The sequence below is a fragment of the Pelomonas sp. KK5 genome, from assembly GCF_001984095.1.
Taxonomy (GTDB): Bacteria; Pseudomonadota; Gammaproteobacteria; order Burkholderiales; family Burkholderiaceae_C; genus KK5.
Genome location: NZ_LYVQ01000047.1, coordinates 1 through 16804, shown reverse-complemented (window position 1 = coordinate 16804; position 16804 = coordinate 1). Strand labels below are relative to the sequence as shown.

Annotated in this window: 15 protein-coding genes; 8 read left to right on the top strand and 7 right to left on the bottom strand. The window is 68.7% G+C overall.

Features of this window, described 5'->3' with window-relative positions; genetic code table 11:
* The 3 genes from B0W88_RS09690 to B0W88_RS09680 are packed head-to-tail and all read right to left on the bottom strand — an operon-like array spanning position 1 to position 4290.
* Positions 1 to 2592, bottom strand: a complete 2592-nt coding sequence (locus B0W88_RS09690; protein ID WP_077034459.1) for a [protein-PII] uridylyltransferase — start codon at positions 2590 to 2592, stop codon at positions 1 to 3.
* Positions 2593 to 2600: 8 nt separating this feature from the next.
* Entirely contained in the window at positions 2601 to 3446 is an 846-nt protein-coding gene (gene map / locus B0W88_RS09685; RefSeq protein WP_077034458.1) for a type I methionyl aminopeptidase, read from the bottom strand.
* 10 nt (positions 3447 to 3456) lie between these two features.
* Entirely contained in the window at positions 3457 to 4290 is an 834-nt protein-coding gene (locus B0W88_RS09680; protein WP_077034457.1) for an undecaprenyl-diphosphate phosphatase, read from the bottom strand.
* Positions 4291 to 4405: 115 nt separating this feature from the next.
* Between B0W88_RS09680 and B0W88_RS09675 the strand changes: the two genes are divergently transcribed.
* The 7 genes from B0W88_RS09675 to B0W88_RS09645 all read left to right on the top strand — a co-directional run bounded on the left by B0W88_RS09675 (position 4406) and on the right by B0W88_RS09645 (position 10429).
* On the top strand, positions 4406 to 5068 hold the full coding sequence (locus tag B0W88_RS09675) for a protein-L-isoaspartate O-methyltransferase (RefSeq protein WP_077034456.1): 663 nt from the start codon (positions 4406 to 4408) through the stop codon (positions 5066 to 5068).
* A gap of 182 nt (positions 5069 to 5250) precedes the next feature.
* Positions 5251 to 6615: a TolC family outer membrane protein gene (locus B0W88_RS09670; protein ID WP_077034455.1), complete on the top strand. Its 1365-nt coding sequence runs from the start codon at positions 5251 to 5253 to the stop codon at positions 6613 to 6615.
* A 40-nt stretch (positions 6616 to 6655) separates the two neighbouring features.
* Positions 6656 to 7441 (top strand): peroxide stress protein YaaA, encoded by a 786-nt coding sequence (yaaA, locus tag B0W88_RS09665; RefSeq protein ID WP_077034478.1) that lies wholly within the window; start codon positions 6656 to 6658, stop codon positions 7439 to 7441.
* 46 nt (positions 7442 to 7487) lie between these two features.
* Positions 7488 to 8345, top strand: coding sequence for a 2OG-Fe(II) oxygenase (locus B0W88_RS09660; protein ID WP_077034454.1), 858 nt, complete (start codon positions 7488 to 7490; stop codon positions 8343 to 8345).
* Positions 8346 to 8386: 41 nt separating this feature from the next.
* Positions 8387 to 8695, top strand: a complete 309-nt coding sequence (locus B0W88_RS09655) for a hypothetical protein (protein WP_077034453.1) — start codon at positions 8387 to 8389, stop codon at positions 8693 to 8695.
* Complete coding sequence (locus tag B0W88_RS09650; RefSeq protein WP_233151672.1) at positions 8696 to 9871, top strand: MFS transporter; 1176 nt, start codon at positions 8696 to 8698, stop codon at positions 9869 to 9871. It abuts the gene before it with no gap.
* A gap of 72 nt (positions 9872 to 9943) precedes the next feature.
* Positions 9944 to 10429 carry an EF-hand domain-containing protein gene (locus B0W88_RS09645; RefSeq protein WP_077034452.1) on the top strand — a complete coding sequence of 162 codons (486 nt, stop codon included), beginning with the start codon at positions 9944 to 9946 and terminating at the stop codon, positions 10427 to 10429.
* Here the strand turns inward: B0W88_RS09645 and boxA are convergent.
* From boxA to B0W88_RS09625, 4 genes are all read right to left on the bottom strand, one after another.
* Positions 10423 to 11676 (bottom strand): benzoyl-CoA 2,3-epoxidase subunit BoxA, encoded by a 1254-nt coding sequence (gene boxA, locus B0W88_RS09640; RefSeq protein WP_077034451.1) that lies wholly within the window; start codon positions 11674 to 11676, stop codon positions 10423 to 10425. The genes B0W88_RS09645 and boxA overlap by 7 nt on opposite strands.
* Positions 11677 to 11687: 11 nt before the next feature.
* The gene (gene boxB / locus B0W88_RS09635) at positions 11688 to 13115 is read right to left on the bottom strand and encodes a benzoyl-CoA 2,3-epoxidase subunit BoxB (protein WP_077034450.1); all 1428 of its coding nucleotides are present in this window, start codon (positions 13113 to 13115) and stop codon (positions 11688 to 11690) included.
* Positions 13116 to 13231: 116 nt separating this feature from the next.
* Positions 13232 to 14899, bottom strand: a complete 1668-nt coding sequence (boxC, locus tag B0W88_RS09630) for a 2,3-epoxybenzoyl-CoA dihydrolase (RefSeq protein ID WP_077034449.1) — start codon at positions 14897 to 14899, stop codon at positions 13232 to 13234.
* A 47-nt stretch (positions 14900 to 14946) separates the two neighbouring features.
* Positions 14947 to 15831, bottom strand: a complete 885-nt coding sequence (locus B0W88_RS09625) for a helix-turn-helix transcriptional regulator (RefSeq protein ID WP_233151671.1) — start codon at positions 15829 to 15831, stop codon at positions 14947 to 14949.
* 87 nt (positions 15832 to 15918) lie between these two features.
* Between B0W88_RS09625 and B0W88_RS09620 the strand changes: the two genes are divergently transcribed.
* Positions 15919 to 16804: AMP-binding protein (locus B0W88_RS09620; RefSeq protein ID WP_144006688.1), on the top strand; the 886-nt coding region annotated here is incomplete at its 3' end.

Below are 16804 nucleotides of genomic sequence, written 5' to 3'. Positions count from 1 at the left end.
TCAGGCGGGCAGGGAGACCGCGTCCAGCAGCTCGCTCTCGATCTCCAGCTGCGCGCGGTTCTGCTGCAGCAGCGGGCCGTCGACCAGGAAGGTGTCTTCCACCCGCTCGCCCAGCGTCGAGATCTTGGCCAGCTGCAGGTTGATGTTGTAGCGGGCCAGCACGCGGGCGATCGCGTAGAGCAGGCCGGCGCGGTCGCTGGTGGAGATCTGCAGCAGCCAGCGCTGGGCCTTCTCGTCCGGCCGCAGCGCGATGCGCGGCGTGTAGGGGAAGGACTTGACCCGGCGCGAGAGCCGGCCGCGCCGGGGCTCGGGCAGCGGGCCTTCAGCGGCCAGTGCCTGCGTCAGCTTGGACTCGACCAGCGAGACCAGGTCGCGGTGGTGCAGTTCGAGGTCGGGGCTGATGACCTGGAAGGTGTCCAGCGCATAGCCCTTGCGGGTGGTGTGGACCTTGGCGTCCAGGATGTTGAAGCCGGCGCCGTCGAAGTAACCGCATATGCGAGCGAACAGGTCCTGCCGGTCCGGCGCGTAGACCAGCACCTGCAGGCCTTCGCCGACCGGCGAGGGGCGGGCGCGCACGATCGGCGTCGTCGACTCGACATGCCGCCACAGCGAACGCGCATGCCAGGCCAGGTCACCGGCCTCGTGGCGGGCGAAATAGCTCAGCTCCAGCGTCTGCCACAGCGGCTGCTCGGTGTCGGGCAGCATCGAGCGCAGCGCGAGCATCTGCCGCGCCTCGACCTTGCGGGCCTCGATCTCGGCGTCGAGGTTCGGTGCGGCGCCGCCGAGCGCCCGCAAAGTGGCGCGGTACAGGTCTTCCAGCAGCTTGCCCTTCCAGGCGTTCCAGACCTTGGGGCTGGTGCCGCGGATGTCGGCCACGGTGAGCAGGTACAGGGCGGTCAGGTGGCGGGCGTCGCCCATGCGGGTGGCGAAGGCCTTGACCACCTCGGGGTCCGACAGGTCTTCCTTCTGCGCCACGCGGGACAGCGTCAGGTGCTCGCGCACGAGGAAGACGATCAGCTCCATGTCCGCCTTGGAAATGCCATGGTCGCGGCAGAAGCGCTTGACGTCGGTGGCACCCAGGTCGGAATGGTCGCCGCCGCGGCCCTTGGCCACGTCGTGGAACAGCGCGGCGATGTAGATCAGCCAGGGCTTGTCGAACTGCGCCATCAGCTGCGAGCAGAACGGGTACTCGTGCGCATGCTCGGGGATCACGAAGCGGCGCACGTTGCGCAGCACCATCAGGATGTGCTGGTCCACCGTGTAGACGTGGAACAGGTCGTGCTGCATCTGCCCGACGATGGCGCGGAACACCCACAGGTAGCGGCCCAGCACCGAGGTCTGGTTCATCAGCCGGAACACATGGGTGTGGCCCACCGGCTGGCGCAGGATCTGCATGAAGGTGGCGCGGTTGGCCGGGTCGCGCCGCCAGGCGCCGTTCATCAGGCCGCGGGCGTTGTAGAGCGCGCGCAGCGTGCGGGCGGACAGGCCCTTGATGCCGGGCGCCTGCTGGTAGAGCAGGAAGGTCTCGAGGATCGCGTGCGGGTCGCGGTCGTAGAGGTCGTCGCTGGCCACTTCCAGCATGCCGGCGCGGTCGAGGAACTTCTCGTTGATCGGCAGCATCAGCTCCTGCTGGGAGCCGTTGATGCGCTCCTCCAGGTTCAGCAGCAGGATCTGGTTGAGCTGGGTGACCGCCTTGGCGGCCCAGTAGTAGCGGCGCATCAGCACCTCGGAGGCGCGCTGGGCCTTGGTGGCCTGGTAGCCGAAGCTCTCGGCCACGGCGGTCTGCAGGTCGAAGACGAGGCGGTCCTCGCGCCGGCCGGCCACCACGTGAAGCCGCGCGCGGATCAGGCGCAGCAGCCCCTCGTTGCGCTGCAGCTGGCGGCTCTCGAAGGCGGTGATCAGGCCCTTGGCGGCCAGCGCCTGCCAGGTGCGGCCCAGGCCCGCCGCGCGGGCGATCCAGATCAGCACCTGCAGGTCGCGCAGGCCGCCGGGGCTTTCCTTGCAGTTGGGTTCGAGCGAGTAGGGCGTCTCGTCGTACTTGGTGTGGCGCTGGCGCATCTCCAGCGTCTTGGCGCGCAGGAACGCGCTGGCGTCCATCTTCGCGGCCAGCGCCTGCTCCAGCTTGCGGTACAGCGGCCGGGCGCCGCAGATCAGGCGCGATTCGAGCAGGGCGGTCTGCACCGTCACGTCGCCGGCGGCCTCGCTCTGGCATTCCGCCAGCGTGCGCACCGAGGAACCGATCTCCAGGCCGATGTCCCAGCAGGCGCTGATGAAGGCCTCGATGCTGGCTTTCAGGGCGGTGTCGCCGTGAGCGTCCGCCCCCTTGGGCAGCAGCACCAGGACGTCGACGTCCGAATAGGGGAACAGTTCGCCGCGGCCGTAGCCGCCCACGGCCACCAGGCTGGCCTCCGGCGGCATCGCGGCGCGGGCCCACAGCTCGGCCAGCGTGGCGTCCACATGCTTCGCGAGCCGGCGCAGCAGTGTCGCGGCGGCGGTCACGGTGGGCCGCGCCTCGCGGAAGGCGGTGATCAGTTCCTGCTTGCCGGTGCGGAATTGCTGGCGGAGCTCGCCGACGCCGTCGAGGCTGGTCATCCGCTCAGTTAACCCGTTACGCCAGCGGGTGCTGGAGCGGCGGCAGCGGCGGCGGTGGTGATGAAGGCGGGCGGCGGCGGGCTGCCGGCCGACAGGGTCATGACCTCGTAGCCGGTCTCGGTCACCAGCACCGTGTGCTCCCACTGGGCGGAGAGCGAGCGGTCCTTGGTGACGATGGTCCAGCCGTCGCCGGTCTCGCGGATCTCGCGGCGGCCGGCATTGATCATCGGCTCGATCGTGAACATCATGCCGGGCTTGAGCTCGTCCAGCGTGCCGGGGCGGCCGTAGTGCAGCACCTGCGGCTCCTCATGGAACACGCGGCCGATGCCGTGGCCGCAGAACTCGCGCACCACGGAGAAGCCGGCGTTTTCCGCAAAGGTCTGGATCGCGTGGCCGATGTCGCCCAGCTTGGCGCCCGGCTTGACCTTCTGGATGCCCTTCCACATCGCCTCGTAGGTGAAGGCGCACAGGCGCTTGGCGGCGATGGAACCTTCGCCGACGATGAACATGCGGCTGGTGTCGCCGTGCCAGCCATCCTTGATGACGGTGACGTCGATGTTGACGATGTCACCGTTCTTCAGCGGCCGGTCGTTCGGGATGCCGTGGCAGACCTGGTGGTTGATCGAGGTGCAGATCGACTTGGGGTAGGGCGTGTAGCCCGGCGGGCAGTAGTTCAGCGGCGCGGGGATCGCCTGCTGGACGTTGACGATGTGGTCGTGCGCCAGCTTGTCCAGCTGCTCGGTCGTCACGCCGGGCTTGACATGGGCGGTGAGCATGTCCAGGACTTCGGAAGCCAGGCGACCGGCGATGCGCATGCCCTCGACATCGGCGGCGGATTTGATGGTGATCGTCATAACGGGAATTTTAATCCGCCCAGACCACTACTCCCGTCCATGCGGTCACCAAGACCACAATGCCAAAGGCAATCCGATACCAGGCGAACAACTCGAAGCTGTGCGTGGAGATGAAGCGCAGCAGCCAGCGCACGCAGACCCAGGCGGCCAGGAAGCTGACGACGAAGCCGACCAGGAACATCGGCGCATCGGCCGCGGAGAGGTTGTGCCGCTCGCTCCACAGGCTGTAGACGCTGGCGGCGAGCAGGGTCGGGATGGCCAGGAAGAAGGAGAAATCGGTGGCCGCCTTGCGCGACAGGCCCAGCAGCATGCCGCCGATGATGGTCGAGCCCGAGCGGCTGGTGCCCGGGATCATGCCCAGGCACTGCACCAGGCCGACCTTGAAGGCGTCCAGCGGCGTCATCTGGTCCACGTCGAGGATGCGGGCGGTCTTCTCGGGCTGAGCGCGGCGCTCCACCCACAGGATGATCAGGCCGCCGACGATGAAGGCGCCCGCCACCACCGGCGCGTTGAACAGATACGGCTTGATGAACTTCTTGTAGGCGATGAAGCCGATCACCGCGGCCGGCAGGAAGCCGATGATCACGTTGGCCACCAGGCGGCGCGACTGCGCGCTGCTGGTATAGCTGGAGAGCGCGCCCCAGATGCGGTTCCAGTAGACGATCACCACCGCCAGGATCGCGCCGCTCTGGATCGCGATGTCGAAGACCTTGGACTTGCTGTCGGTCATGCCGAGCAGGGAGCCGGTCAGGATCAGGTGGCCGGTGGAGGAGATCGGCAGGAACTCGGTGAGTCCCTCGACGACGCCCATGATGGCGGCCTTGATCAACAGCAGAACGTCCACGCTTACTCCCTCTCGGATTCGGATCGATATTCAATGGACGCGGATGATAGCGGCGGGCGCCTGTCAGTCCCCTGACCGAAATAGAATGTCGCGCTTCGCTGGATGAGGAACTGAGATGAACATCGAACAAGCCCGCTTCAACATGATCGAACAGCAGATCCGTCCCTGGGACGTGCTGGACGCGGGTGTGCTGGCCCTGCTGGGCGTGGTCAAGCGCGAGGACTTCGTGCCGGCCGCGCACAAGGCGCTGGCCTTCACCGACACCGAGATCCCGCTGGGCGAGGTCGCCAAGGGTCAGGTCATGCTGGCCCCGCGCGTCGAGGCCCGCCTGCTGCAGGAACTGAACGTGGCCCGCCACGAGAAGGTGCTGGAAGTCGGCACCGGCTCGGGCTTCATGGCCGCGCTGCTGGGCCACAAGGCGCAGCGCGTCGTCTCCGTCGAGACCGATGCCGCCCTGGCCGCCCAGGCCGCCACGAGCCTGAAGAACGCCGGCGTGCTGAACGTGACCGTGCTGAACCAGGACGGCGCCGCGGGCCTGGCTGGCGAGGCGCCCTTCGACGTGATCCTGCTGTCCGGCTCGGTCGAAGAAGTGCCGGCTGCCCTGCTGCAGCAGCTCAAGGTCGGCGGCCGCCTGGCCGCCATCGTCGGCGACGAGCCGGTGATGCGCGCCCAGCTGTTCACGCGCACCAACGAGAAGGACTTCGCCACGCGCATCCTGTTCGACACGGTGGCGCCGCGTCTCCAGGGCTTCGCGCGCCGCAACGCCTTCGCCTTCTGAGTAGCGGCTGGCGTGTTGCAGCCTGTCGTCGTTTATCGCCATCACGGCCCGCGAAGTCTGCAGGTCGTCGCATTTCCGCAGCAGCGCGACGGTGAATCCGTCTATAACCTCGCCGGTGGCAAGGACGCCAAGACGTCGCCGCGCCAACGAAACCGATAACGAAGAAGAGAACGAGGACCTCCATGCCCGACATCCGTGCCCCGAAACTCTGCCGCTCGCTGCTGGCCATCGCAGCGCTGGCGGCCGCCGGCACCTCGGCCCAGGCGCAGAGCCTGCAGGCCCTGTACGAAGCCGCCCATGCCTATGACGCGACCTATCTGGGCGCGCGGGCACAGGCGGAGTCGGCCCAGGGCCGCGCGATGCAGGCCGATTCGGCACTGAAGCCCTCGCTGGGCCTGGGCGTGACGGACACCTATGCGCGCACCAAGCTGCCGGGCGCCTCGGGCATGCCCGACTACGGCAACAACACGCTGCAGGCCGGCCTGAACGGCAAGTACGCGGTCTATAACCCCGCGAATCGACTGACCGCCGAGCAGGCCAAGCGCGGCCTGGAAGTGGCGCAGGCCGACCTCAGCGTGGCCGAGCAGGACCTGATCGTTCGCCTGGCCAGCGCCTACTTCGACGTGCTGGCCGCGCAGGATGCGCTGTCCACCGCCCGCCAGGCCAAGGCCGCCATCGCCGAGCAGCTGGCCTCGGCCAAGCGCAACTTCGAGGTCGGCACCGCGACGATCACCGACACCCGCGAGGCCCAGGCCCGCTTCGACCTGGCCCGCGCCCAGGAGATCGCCGCCGACAACGACCTGCGCAGCAAGAGCGTCACGCTGGACCAACTGGTCGGCCGCCGCGGCGTCGTGCCCAAGCCGCTGGCCGCGCCGGTGGCACTGCCGGCCGTGCTGCCGACCAATGTCGACCCCTGGGTGGCGACGGCGCTGGACGGCCATCCGCTGATCCGCAAGGCCCGGCTGGGCCTGGACGTGGCGCGGCTGGAAACCAAGAAGGCCCGCGCCGTCGACGGCGTGACGGTCGACCTCAACGGCAGCGTCGGCGCGCAGCGCGTCAACAGCAGCCTGAACTACGGTTCCGCCCAGGCCGACGCGCTGAACGGCGAAGGCACGAGCAAGTCCGCCACCCTCGGCGTGACGATCACCTACCCGCTGTATACCGGCGGCTATGCTCGCGGCCGCGTCGCCGAGGCCATGGCGCTCGAAGAGAAGTCGCAGAACGACCTGGACTTCGCGGTGCGCGGTGTCGAGGAAGGCACCCGCCGCGCCTTCCTGGGCGTGGAATCGCTGCGCGCGCAGGTCTCGGCGCTGGAAGCGGCCGAGTCCTCCAGCCAGCTGGCGCTGGACGCCACCAAGCTCGGCTACAAGGTCGGCGTGCGGGTGAACCTGGACGTGCTGAACGCCCAGACCCAGCTCTACACGACCCAGCGCGACCTCGCCAAGGCCCGCTACGACGTGCTGGTCAACAGCCTCAAGCTGCGCCAGGCCTCGGGCCAGCTGCAGCCGAACGACCTGCTGTCGATCAACCAGCTGCTGACGCCCTGAACCGGGAGAGCAGGCCGCCGGCCACGGCACAATGCCGGGCATGCTTTTCCTGCTCTCTCCCGCGAAGTCGCTCGACTATGAAACGCCAGTGCCCGACGCCGTCGAGGCGCTGGCCACCGAACCCCAGTACGTCCGCCAGGCCTCGGAGCTGATCAAGCTGCTGCGCCTGCGGTCCGCCGAGGACATCGGCGCACTGATGGACCTCTCGCCCGCGCTGTCGGAGCTCAACGTGGCCCGCTACAAGGCCTGGCGCACGAAGTTCACGCCGGCCAACAGCAGGCCCGCGATGCTGGCCTTCAACGGCGACGTCTACGACGGGCTCGACGCCAGGACGCTGAGCCTCGAGGACGCGCAGTGGGCCCAGGCGCACGTCTGCATCCTCTCCGGCCTGTACGGCCTGCTGCGCCCGCTGGACCGGCTGCAGCCCTACCGCCTGGAGATGGGCACGCGGCTCGAGAACCCGCACGGCCCGAGCCTCTACAGCTACTGGGGCGACCGGCTTGCCCTGCACCTGAACAAGCTCGCCGCGGCCGATCCGGTGCCGGTGATCGTCAACCTGGCCTCGCAGGAATACTTCAAGGCGGCCGACCGCAAGGCGCTGAAGCCGCGGGTGATCGACTGCCAGTTCGAGGACTGGAAGAACGGCCAGTACAAGATCATCAGCTTCTTCGCCAAGCGGGCGCGCGGGCTGATGGCGCGCTTCTGCGTGCAGCAGCGCATCAGCCGGCCGGCCGACTTGCCCGGCTTCGATCTGGACGGCTACGCTCATGCACCGGAGGCCTCGACCCCGGAGCGCCTGGTGTTCCGTCGCCGCCTGGCCGACTGATTGACCGACTGACTGAACAAAGGGAACCGACAAGGAGTCCGCAACGATGAGCGCCCACCAGATGATCACGCCGGAGCTGCGCCAGTGGATCACCGAGCAGACCCAGGCCGGTCATTCGCGCGACCAGATCTTCGACGCGATGCTCGGCAGCGGCTGGCACCCCGACGTGGCCCGCCAGGCGCTGGACGAGGTGCTGATGCCCCGCCAGGCCCAGCAGCAGGCTTCGGGCGAGGGCCTGCCGCCCGCCAGCAAGGTGCCGGAGCCGGCGCTGGAGGGCCAGCCCTCCACCGTCTGGGCCGGCGACCGCGAGGTCAGGATCCTGATGACGCTGAAGCACCCGCGGGTGGTGGTCCTCGGCGGCCTGCTGTCCGACGAGGAATGCGACCAGCTCGTCGCCCTGTCGCGCACGCGGCTGGCCCGCTCCGAGACGGTGGCCACCGGCACCGACGGCAGCGAAGTCAACGCCGCCCGCACCAGCGACGGCATGTTCTTCGAGCGCGGGGAGACGGCGCTGATCCAGCGCATCGAGGCGCGCCTGTCCGCGCTGCTGAACTGGCCGGTCGACCACGGCGAGGGCCTGCAGGTGCTGCGCTACCGGCCAGGCGCCGAATACCTGCCGCACTACGACTACTTCGAGCCCAACCACGTCAGCACCCAGGCCATCCTCAAGCGCGGCGGCCAGCGCGTGGCCTCGCTGGTGATGTACCTGAACACGCCCACCGCCGGCGGCGGCACGACCTTCCCGGACATCCGGCTGGAGGTCGGCCCGATCAAGGGCAACGCCGTGTTCTTCAGCTACGACCGGCCGCATCCGATGACCTTGAGCCTGCACGGCGGGGCGCCGGTGATCGAGGGCGAGAAGTGGGTGGCGACGAAGTGGATGCGCCAGGGCGTGTTCGTCTGAGGACTGAACCTAGAATCCCGCGTCCCTCACTGGAGTCCAACTTGAAGAACATCGCCGTCGTCCTGCTGTCCTCGATCACCTTGATGGGCGGCGCCGCCCTGGCCCAGGTCCAGCAGGTCCAGCAGCCGGTGCCGCTGGCCGTCGTCGGCCGCGCGGCCGCGCCAGAGGCCGCCCACAAGTCGGCCCATGCCGCCGGCAAGAAGTCCAAGGCATCCGGCAGCAAGGCAGCACAGAAGGCCAAGGCCGCCAAGGCCCGCAAGGCTGCGAAGAAGGCCCCGCTGCAACACCACGCCGCCAAGGCCGGCCGCGCCGCGCCCAAGGCCAAGGCCCATCGCGCCAAGGTCCGCTGATTGGGCGCGCCCGCGCTGAGCCGCGGCCTGCTGGCGCTGCTGGCCGCCACCTGCGGCCTGCTGGTGGCGGCGCTGTACTTCGCCCAGCCGCTCACCGCCACCATCGCCGCCGACCTGGGCCTGGCCCCGGCTTCGGCGGGCCTGCTGGTGACGCTGACCCAGCTCGGCTACTGCGCCGGCCTGGTGCTGCTGACGCCGCTGGGCGACATCGTCGAGAACAAGCGCCTGGTGCTCGCCACGATGACGGCCAGCGCCGGCTCGCTGGCGCTGGCCGCATTGGCGCCGGGCGGCGGCAGCTTCCTGCTGGCCTCGCTGCTGGTGGGCCTGTCGGCCTGCGCGGTGCAGATGCTGGTGCCGCTGGGCGCGCACCTGGCGGCGCCCGAGCGCCGCGGCCAGGTCGTCGGCACGATCACCGGCGGGCTGCTGCTGGGCATCATGCTGGCGCGGCCGGCGGCCAGCAGCATCGCGGGGCTGGCCGGCTGGCGGGCGGTGTTCGGCATCGCCGCCGTCATGGTGCTGCTGGCCGTCGCCGTGCTGGCCATGCGGCTGCAGCCCTTGCGGCCCGCCCATTCCGCGCCTTATGGCAGCCTGCTGGCCTCGCTGGCCACCGTCTTCGCCACGCAGCCGGTGCTGCGCAAGCGGGCCCTGTCGCACGGCGCACTGTTCGCCACCTTCAGCCTGTTCTGGACCGCCTCGCCCTGGCTGCTGCTGAGCCAGGGCCATACGCAGCACGACATCGCCCTGTTCGCGCTCGCCGGCGCGGGCGGCACCCTGATCGCGCCGCTGGCCGGCCGCCTGGCCGACCGCGGCCACACCCGCCGCGTGACGATCGCGGCGATGGCGACCGCCTCGCTCGCCTTCGCGCTGAGCTGGCGTGGCGGGCCGATGTGGCTGCTCGTGCTGGCGGCGATCGCGATCGACGCCGGCGTGCAGGCCAACCACGTGGTCGGCCAGCGAGAGGTGCTGCTGGTGGACCCGGCGCTGCGCAACCGGCTCAACAGCGTCTACGTGGCCATCATGTTCGCCTGCGCGGCGCTGGCCTCGTCGATGGCGGGCCTGCTGTTCCACCACGGCTGGCAGGTCGTCGCCGTGGCCGGCGCGCTGCTGCCGCTTCTGGCGCTGGCGATCTACCTGGCCCATGAACGGGGCGCGCGTGTGTCCGAAGCTTTACGCTGACTTCACCAAGCCGCTATTCAGTCGCCACGCCCGGGAGTCGAAGAACAGGCCATCTGTTCTTCAGGACTCGCCATGATCTCCAACCTGTCGTCCATCGCCAACAGCGCCACCTCCTCCAGCGGCGCCGAGCGCACCCGTCCCAGCCCCGACGAGATGTTCAAGAAGCTGGACAGCGACGGCAAGGGCTACCTGACCGAGTCCGACATGGCCAGCATCTCCAAGGAAGGCTCGGCCAAGGCCGAGGAGATGTTCAAGAAGATGGATACCGACGGCGACGGCAAGGTCACCGAGACGGAGTTCACCGCCGCCGCGGAGAAGATGGAGAAGTCCGGCGGCGGGCAGAAGGCCGGGCAGGCGCACGGCGGCGGCCATGGCGGCGGCGGTGCGCAGAAGACGCAGTCCGGCTCATCCACGTCCTCCAGCGAGCAGACCTACGACCCCGCCGACGCCAACCAGGACGGCAAGGTCAGCGAGCAGGAACAGCAGGCCTACGACGCCAAGCAGGCGCAGGCCCAGGTGGCGGTGAAGACCTACGAGGACGTCGCCGCGGCTCAGTAGGTCTCGAGGTGCAGCCGGCCGCTGCGCTTCAGCTCGGCGGCGATCGATTCCCAGTTCAGGCCGGCCTGGGTTGCGGCATCACGCAGCACGAGCACCACGCCTTCCTCCATCGCCTTGAGCCCGCAGACGTAGAAGCAGGCGTTCGGGTCGGCCAGCAGCTCGGCCAGGTCGGCCGCGCGTTCACGCATCAGGTCCTGCACGTAGCGCTTGGGCTGGCCCGGCGTGCGGCTGAAGGCCAGGTTGATGTCGATGAAATCCTTGGGCAGCGAGGTGAGCGGCCCGAAGTAGGGCAGTTCCTCCTTCGTGCGGGCGCCGAAGAACAGCAGCAGCTTGCCGCCCTCGAACTTGCCGCTGGCGCGCAGGCGCCGCCGCCACTCGGTCATCGCCCGCATCGGCGCGCTGCCGGTGCCGGTGCAGATCATCACGATGTGGCTGCGCGGATGGTTGGGCATCAGGAAGCTGGTGCCGAAGGGGCCGATCACCTGCACCCTGTCGCCGACCTGCAGGTCGCACATGTAGTTGCTGGCGACGCCGCGCACGGCATTGCCGTCGTAGTCCTCCAGCACCCGCTTGATCGTCAGGGAGACGTTGTTGTAGCCGGGCCGCTCGCCGTTGCGCGGGCTCGCGATCGAATACTGGCGCGGGTGGTGGGCGCGGCCCAGCGCGTCGGCGCCGGGCGGGACGATGCCGATCGACTGGCCTTCCAGCACCGGGAAAGGCATGGTGCCGAAGTCCAGCACGATGTGGTGGGTGTCGTAGTCCTTCCCGACTTCGGTCACGCGGACGTTGCCGACGACGGTGGCCGTCACCGTCTTCTCCGCCGCCTTGGGGCCGTAGAGATTGGCGTAGGCGTGGGCGGCGGACCAGGGCGGGATCGTGGCGCCGTACTGCGCGCTGTTGAAGCCGCTCACGTATTCCGTTACCTGCGCGGGGGCCGGGGCGGTCGGCGCGGGTGCGGCGTCGGGCAGTTCGCCCGGCGGGAGCTCGGGCGGCAGTTCATCCCAGCCCAGTTGCTCGGCGATGCTGTACGCCCGGGCCTTCGGCATGCTCCGCCAGTTGTCGATCGAGCCGGTCGGGCAGGGCGGCACGCAGGCCATGCAGAGATTGCACTTGTCCGCGTCGACCACGTAGTTGCGGTCGTCATGCGTGATCGCCTGCACCGGGCAGGTGGCCTCGCAGGTGTTGCAGCGGATGCAGATCTCCGGATCGATCAGGTGCTGGCGGATGACGCTGACGGCCATGTCCATGATGCTAACTCTCAGCCGAAGCGGACGTACTCGAACTCGACCGGCTGGCGGTTGATGCCCATCACCGGCGGCGCGATCCAGTTGGCGAACTTGCCGGGCTCGACGACGCGGCCCATCAGGCTGGCGACGAAGGCGCGGTCTTCATCCGTGGGCAGCCATTCGCTCTTCTTCGCCGCCCATTCGGTCTCGCTGACGGGGCGGCCGTCCGGCGACATCTTGATGCCGGCCAGCGCGCCGATATTGCGGTGGAAGGCCTTGTGCGGCACCGTCAGCCGCATCGGCAGCCCGGCCTTTTCGATCACCTTGTTCCAGCGGCCCACGCCGGCCACCGAGTCCTTGATGAAATCATCGCGCAGCACCTCGTTGAGTGCGTTGAGCATCGGCACGTCCTTCTCGACCAGGGCGCCGTTCTGCACCTCCAGCACCTTGTAGGTCCGGTCCTTGAGGACGTGGTCGTCCTCGCGCCGGCCTTCCTCGAAGCGGCCCTTGAGGCCGCTGCTGTAGAAGGTGGCGGCGTTGCTGGACTGGTCCGCGCCGAACAGGTCGATGGTCACGCTGTAGTGGAAGTTCAGGTAGCGCTGCAGCGTCGGCAGGTCGATCACGCCGGCGGCGCGCAGCTGCTGCACGTCGTCGGTCTTCAGCTCGTTCATCGCCTGGCAGGTGCGCTGGATCACGCGCGAGACGCCGCTCTCGCCGACGAACATGTGGTGCGCCTCCTCGGTCAGCATGAACTTGGTCGTGCGGGCCAGTGGGTCGAAGGCGGACTCGGCGAGCGCGGAGAGCTGGAACTTGCCGTCGCGGTCGGTGAAGTAGGTGAACATGAAGAAGGCCAGCCAGTCGGGCGTGGCCTCGTTGAAGGCGCCGAGGATGCGCGGGTTGTTCTCGTCGCCGCTGCGGCGGTCCAGCAGCGCCTCGGCCTCCTCGCGGCCGTCGCGGCCGAAGTGGCGGTGAAGCAGGTAGACCATCGCCCACAGGTGGCGGCCTTCCTCCACGTTGATCTGGAACAGGTTGCGCAGGTCGTACATGCTCGGCGCGGTCAGGCCCAGGTGGCGCTGCTGCTCGACCGAGGCCGGCTCCGTGTCGCCCTGCGTGACGATGATGCGGCGCAGGTTGGCGCGATGCTCGCCGGGCACGTCGGTCCAGGCCTTCTCGCCCTTGTGGTCGCCGAAGTGGATCTGGCGGTTGGCGTCGCCGGGGTTCAGGAAGATGCCCCAGCGGTAGTCGCGCATCTTGACGTAGTCGAACTGGGCCCAGCCCTGCGGATCGACGCTGACGGCGGTACGCAGGTAGACGTCGTAGTTGGTCGAGCCCTCGGGGCCGACGTCGTCCCACCAGTTGATGAAGTTCGGCTGCCAGCCTTCGAGCGCGCGCTGCAGCGTGCGGTCCTCGGACAGGTTGACGTTGTTGGGGATCTTGTCGCTGTAGTTGATGGTGGACATCTTGTCTTGCTCCGTTCCGGGATCAGGATCACGCTCCGTTCGCCCTGAGGTATCGAAGGGCCCATGCGAAAGGTTCGCGGGGGGCTTCGATACCTCAGCCCGAACGGCCAGTGGGCTTACACGCGGTTCCAGTCGAACGCGGCCTTCTCGCCTTTTCCATAGACCTTCAGCGCGCCCCTGTCGCCCACCGCATTCGGCCGCTGGAAGATCCAGTTCTGCCAGGCGGTGAGCCGACCGAAGACCCGGGTGACCATGTTCTCCTTGCCGTTGAAGCGCAGGTTGGCTTCCATGCCGGTCAGCGCGTCGGGGCTCATGGCCACGCGTTCCTCGATGGCGATGCGGATCTCGTCGGCCCAGTCGATATCGTCGGGGTTGCTGGTGTTCAGGCCCAGCGCGTTGGCGGCGTCGGCGTCGAGCGGCTGGCCGAGGGCGGCGCGAATCGCGTCGAGGGGTTTCGCCTCGCCGTAGAACCTGCGCGTTAGGCGGCTCTCATCGGTCACCAGCGGGAACAGCCCGAAGTTCGCCTCGCCGACGGTGATCTTCGGCGCTTTCGCTTCGTCGTCGGGCAGGGCCAGGTGATAGATGCGGTCGCAGGCGAGGGCGAACTCCAGGAAGCTGCCGGCGAAGCAGGAGCCGGGCTCGATCAGCGCGAACAGGCTGCGCGAGGACACGTCCAGCCGGGCCAGGCTGCGCCGTAGCGCGCCGGTGGTCTCGCGCACCAGCCAGTGCTGCTGGTTCTTCAGCAGGACCTCGTCCATCTGCAGCACGGCCGCCGCGTCGCCCTCGGTGCGGATCAGCCAGACGCCGATGTCCAGCTCGTTGGTACGCATCGAGAGGATCGCGTCGTCCAGTTCGCGGGCGAGGGCCAGCGGGTACCAGTTCGCGTCGGTCGGCTCGGCTTCGACGGCTTGAGTCGGCGCCTTGATCGTGAAGCTCGCGGTGCGGCGGCTGCGGTCGATCTCGACCGTCAGGTGCGAGTAGCGAAGCGCGTCGGGTTCGATGGTCCGGTTGATCGGCGTCAGCGCTACGCCCTTCGCGTCAAGCGGCCGGTCGCTCTGCGCCGCCAGTTGCAGCGCACGCTCCTGCACCTTCGCGGCGAACTGCGCCGGCTTGGCGATGTCGTCCACCAGCCGCCAGTCCTTGGCGCGCTGGCCGCGCACGCCTTCGACGCTGGTGCAGAAGATGTCGGCGAGGTCATGGCGCACCTTGCGCTTGTCGGTCACGCGGGTCAGGCCGCCGGTGCCGGGCAGCACGCCCAGCAGCGGCACCTCGGGCAGGCTCACCGCGCTGCTGCGGTCGTCGACCAGGATGATCTCGTCGCAGGCCAGCGCCACCTCATAGCCGCCGCCGGCGCAGGCCCCGTTCACCGCGGCGATGAACTTCAGGCCGCTGTGCTTCGAGGTGTCCTCGATGCCGTTGCGCGTCTCGTTGGTGAACTTGCAGAAGTTCACCTTCCAGGCATGCGAGGAGACGCCCAGCATGAAGATGTTGGCGCCCGAGCAGAATACCTTGTCCTTGGCGCTGGTCAGCACCACCGCGCGCACCTCGGGGTGCTCGAAGCGGATGCGGTTCAGCGCGTCATGCAGCTCGATGTCCACGCCCAGGTCGTAGCTGTTGAGCTTGAGCTTGTAGCCGGGGCGCAGGCCGCCGTTCTCGTCGAAGTCCGCCGCCAGCGTGGCGACCGGGCCTTCGAACTTGAGCTTCCAGTGGCGGTAGCGGGAAGGGTCGGTCTGGTAGTCGACAGCGACAGCGGGCTCAGAGGTCACGGCACTCTCCTTGTTCATGCAATTAAGTGCATGACATGCAGATTAGTGCATGCCCATCGGAAAAGTCAAGCCGGATGCAGCGTTGCCTTCACCAGGTCGCGCAGCTTTACAAAGCTCGCGGACAGGTCCTGCGCGCTGGTGTCGAGCACCAGGTCGGCCTTGGAATAGAAGGCGGTGCGGCCGGCGAGGATGGCCTTCAGGTCGTCCATCGCCTCGCTGTTGTCGGCCATCGGCCGCATGTCGCCCTGGGCGATCACGCGGCGCATGTGGTCCTCGGGCGCGGCCTGCAGCCAGACGGTGGTGCAGTGCTGCAGCAGCAGGTTGAAGGTGGCGGCGTCCGACACCAGGCCGCCGGGCGTGGCCAGCACGGCCTCCGGGTGGATCTGGATCGCCTCCTCGATCGCACGGCGCTCGTAGCGGCGGTAGGCGTTCTGGCCGTACAGGCCCTGGATCTCGGAGATGCTGCAGCCGGCGAACTTCTCGATCTCGCGGCTCAGTTCGACGAAGGGGAAGCCCAGGTCCTCGGCCAGCATCCGCCCCAGCGTGGACTTGCCGGCGCCGCGCAGGCCGATCAGCGCGATGCGGGAGCCGCGGCCGCTCGGGCCGCTGCCCAGCAGCGTGCCCAGCGATTCACGCACCCGCTTCAGCGTGGCCTCGTCGCGGTTCTCCAGCAGTTCGCGGATCAGCAGCCATTCGGGGCTGGTGGTGGTGACGTCGCCCAGCAGTTCGGCCAGCGTGCACTGCAGCGCCTGCGAGACCTGCAGCAGCACCAGGATCGAGGCGTTGCCGACGCCGTATTCCAGGTTGGCCAGGTGCCGCTCGGACACGTCCGCCGCGGTGGCCAGCGCCTTGCGCGTCATGCCGCGGCGCGAGCGCAGCGAACGCACCCGCTCGCCCAGGGCCAGCAGGAAGGGGTGCTTCGCTTCTTCTTGCGCGTCGACGACAGGCAATATATTGCTTGACACGGTATTTTCAGAGTTCTAGAGTGCAGTGACGCACAATACTGCATCCCCTGAATGCAGGCAAGGAGACCGCCGATGAGCAGCAAGGTCCTCACGCCGCCGCGAAGCTTCAACTTCGCCGCGCACCTGCTGGCCGCCAACACGGGCTGGCCCGACCGCATCGCCTTCACCGACGACCACGGCTCGCTGGGCTACGGCGCGCTGGGCGAACAGGTCCGCCGCTGCGCTGCCGCCTTGCTGGCGGCGGGCATCAAGCGCGAGGAGCGGGTGCTGCTGCTGATGCACGACTGCGTCGAATGGCCCATCTGCTTCCTCGGGGCCATCTACGCCGGCATCGTGCCGGTGGCGGTCAACACGCTGCTGACCGTCGACGACTACGCCTACATGCTGGAGCACTCGCGGGCGCAGGCGGCGCTGGTGTCGGGCGCGCTGCTGCCGGCCTTGCGCGAGGCGATGGGGAAGGGCGGGGCCCATGAGGTGAAGGCCATCGTCGTGGTCCACCCGGCCGGCCAACTGCAGGCGGGCGAGCAGGAGTTCCACGCCTTCGTCGATGCGCATCCGCCGATGGCGCAGCCCGCGAGCACCGGCTGCGACGACCCTGGCTTCTGGCTCTATTCCTCCGGCTCCACCGGCAAGCCCAAGGGCACGGTCCATTCGCAGGCCAACCCGTACTGGACCTGCGAGCTGTATGCCAAGGGCGTGCTGCGGATGCGCGATGACGACATCTGCTTCTCCGCCGCCAAGCTCTTCTTCGCCTACGGCCTGGGCAATGCCTTGACCTTCCCGATGTCCGTCGGCGCCTCGGTGCTGCTGATGGCCGAGCGGCCCACGCCGGCCGCCGTGTTCAAGCGCCTGCGCGGCCAGGTCGGCGGCGTGCGGCCGACGATCCTGTACGGCGCGCCGACCGGCTATGCGGGCATGCTGGCCGCACCGGACCTGCCGCTGAAAGGCGAGGTCAGCC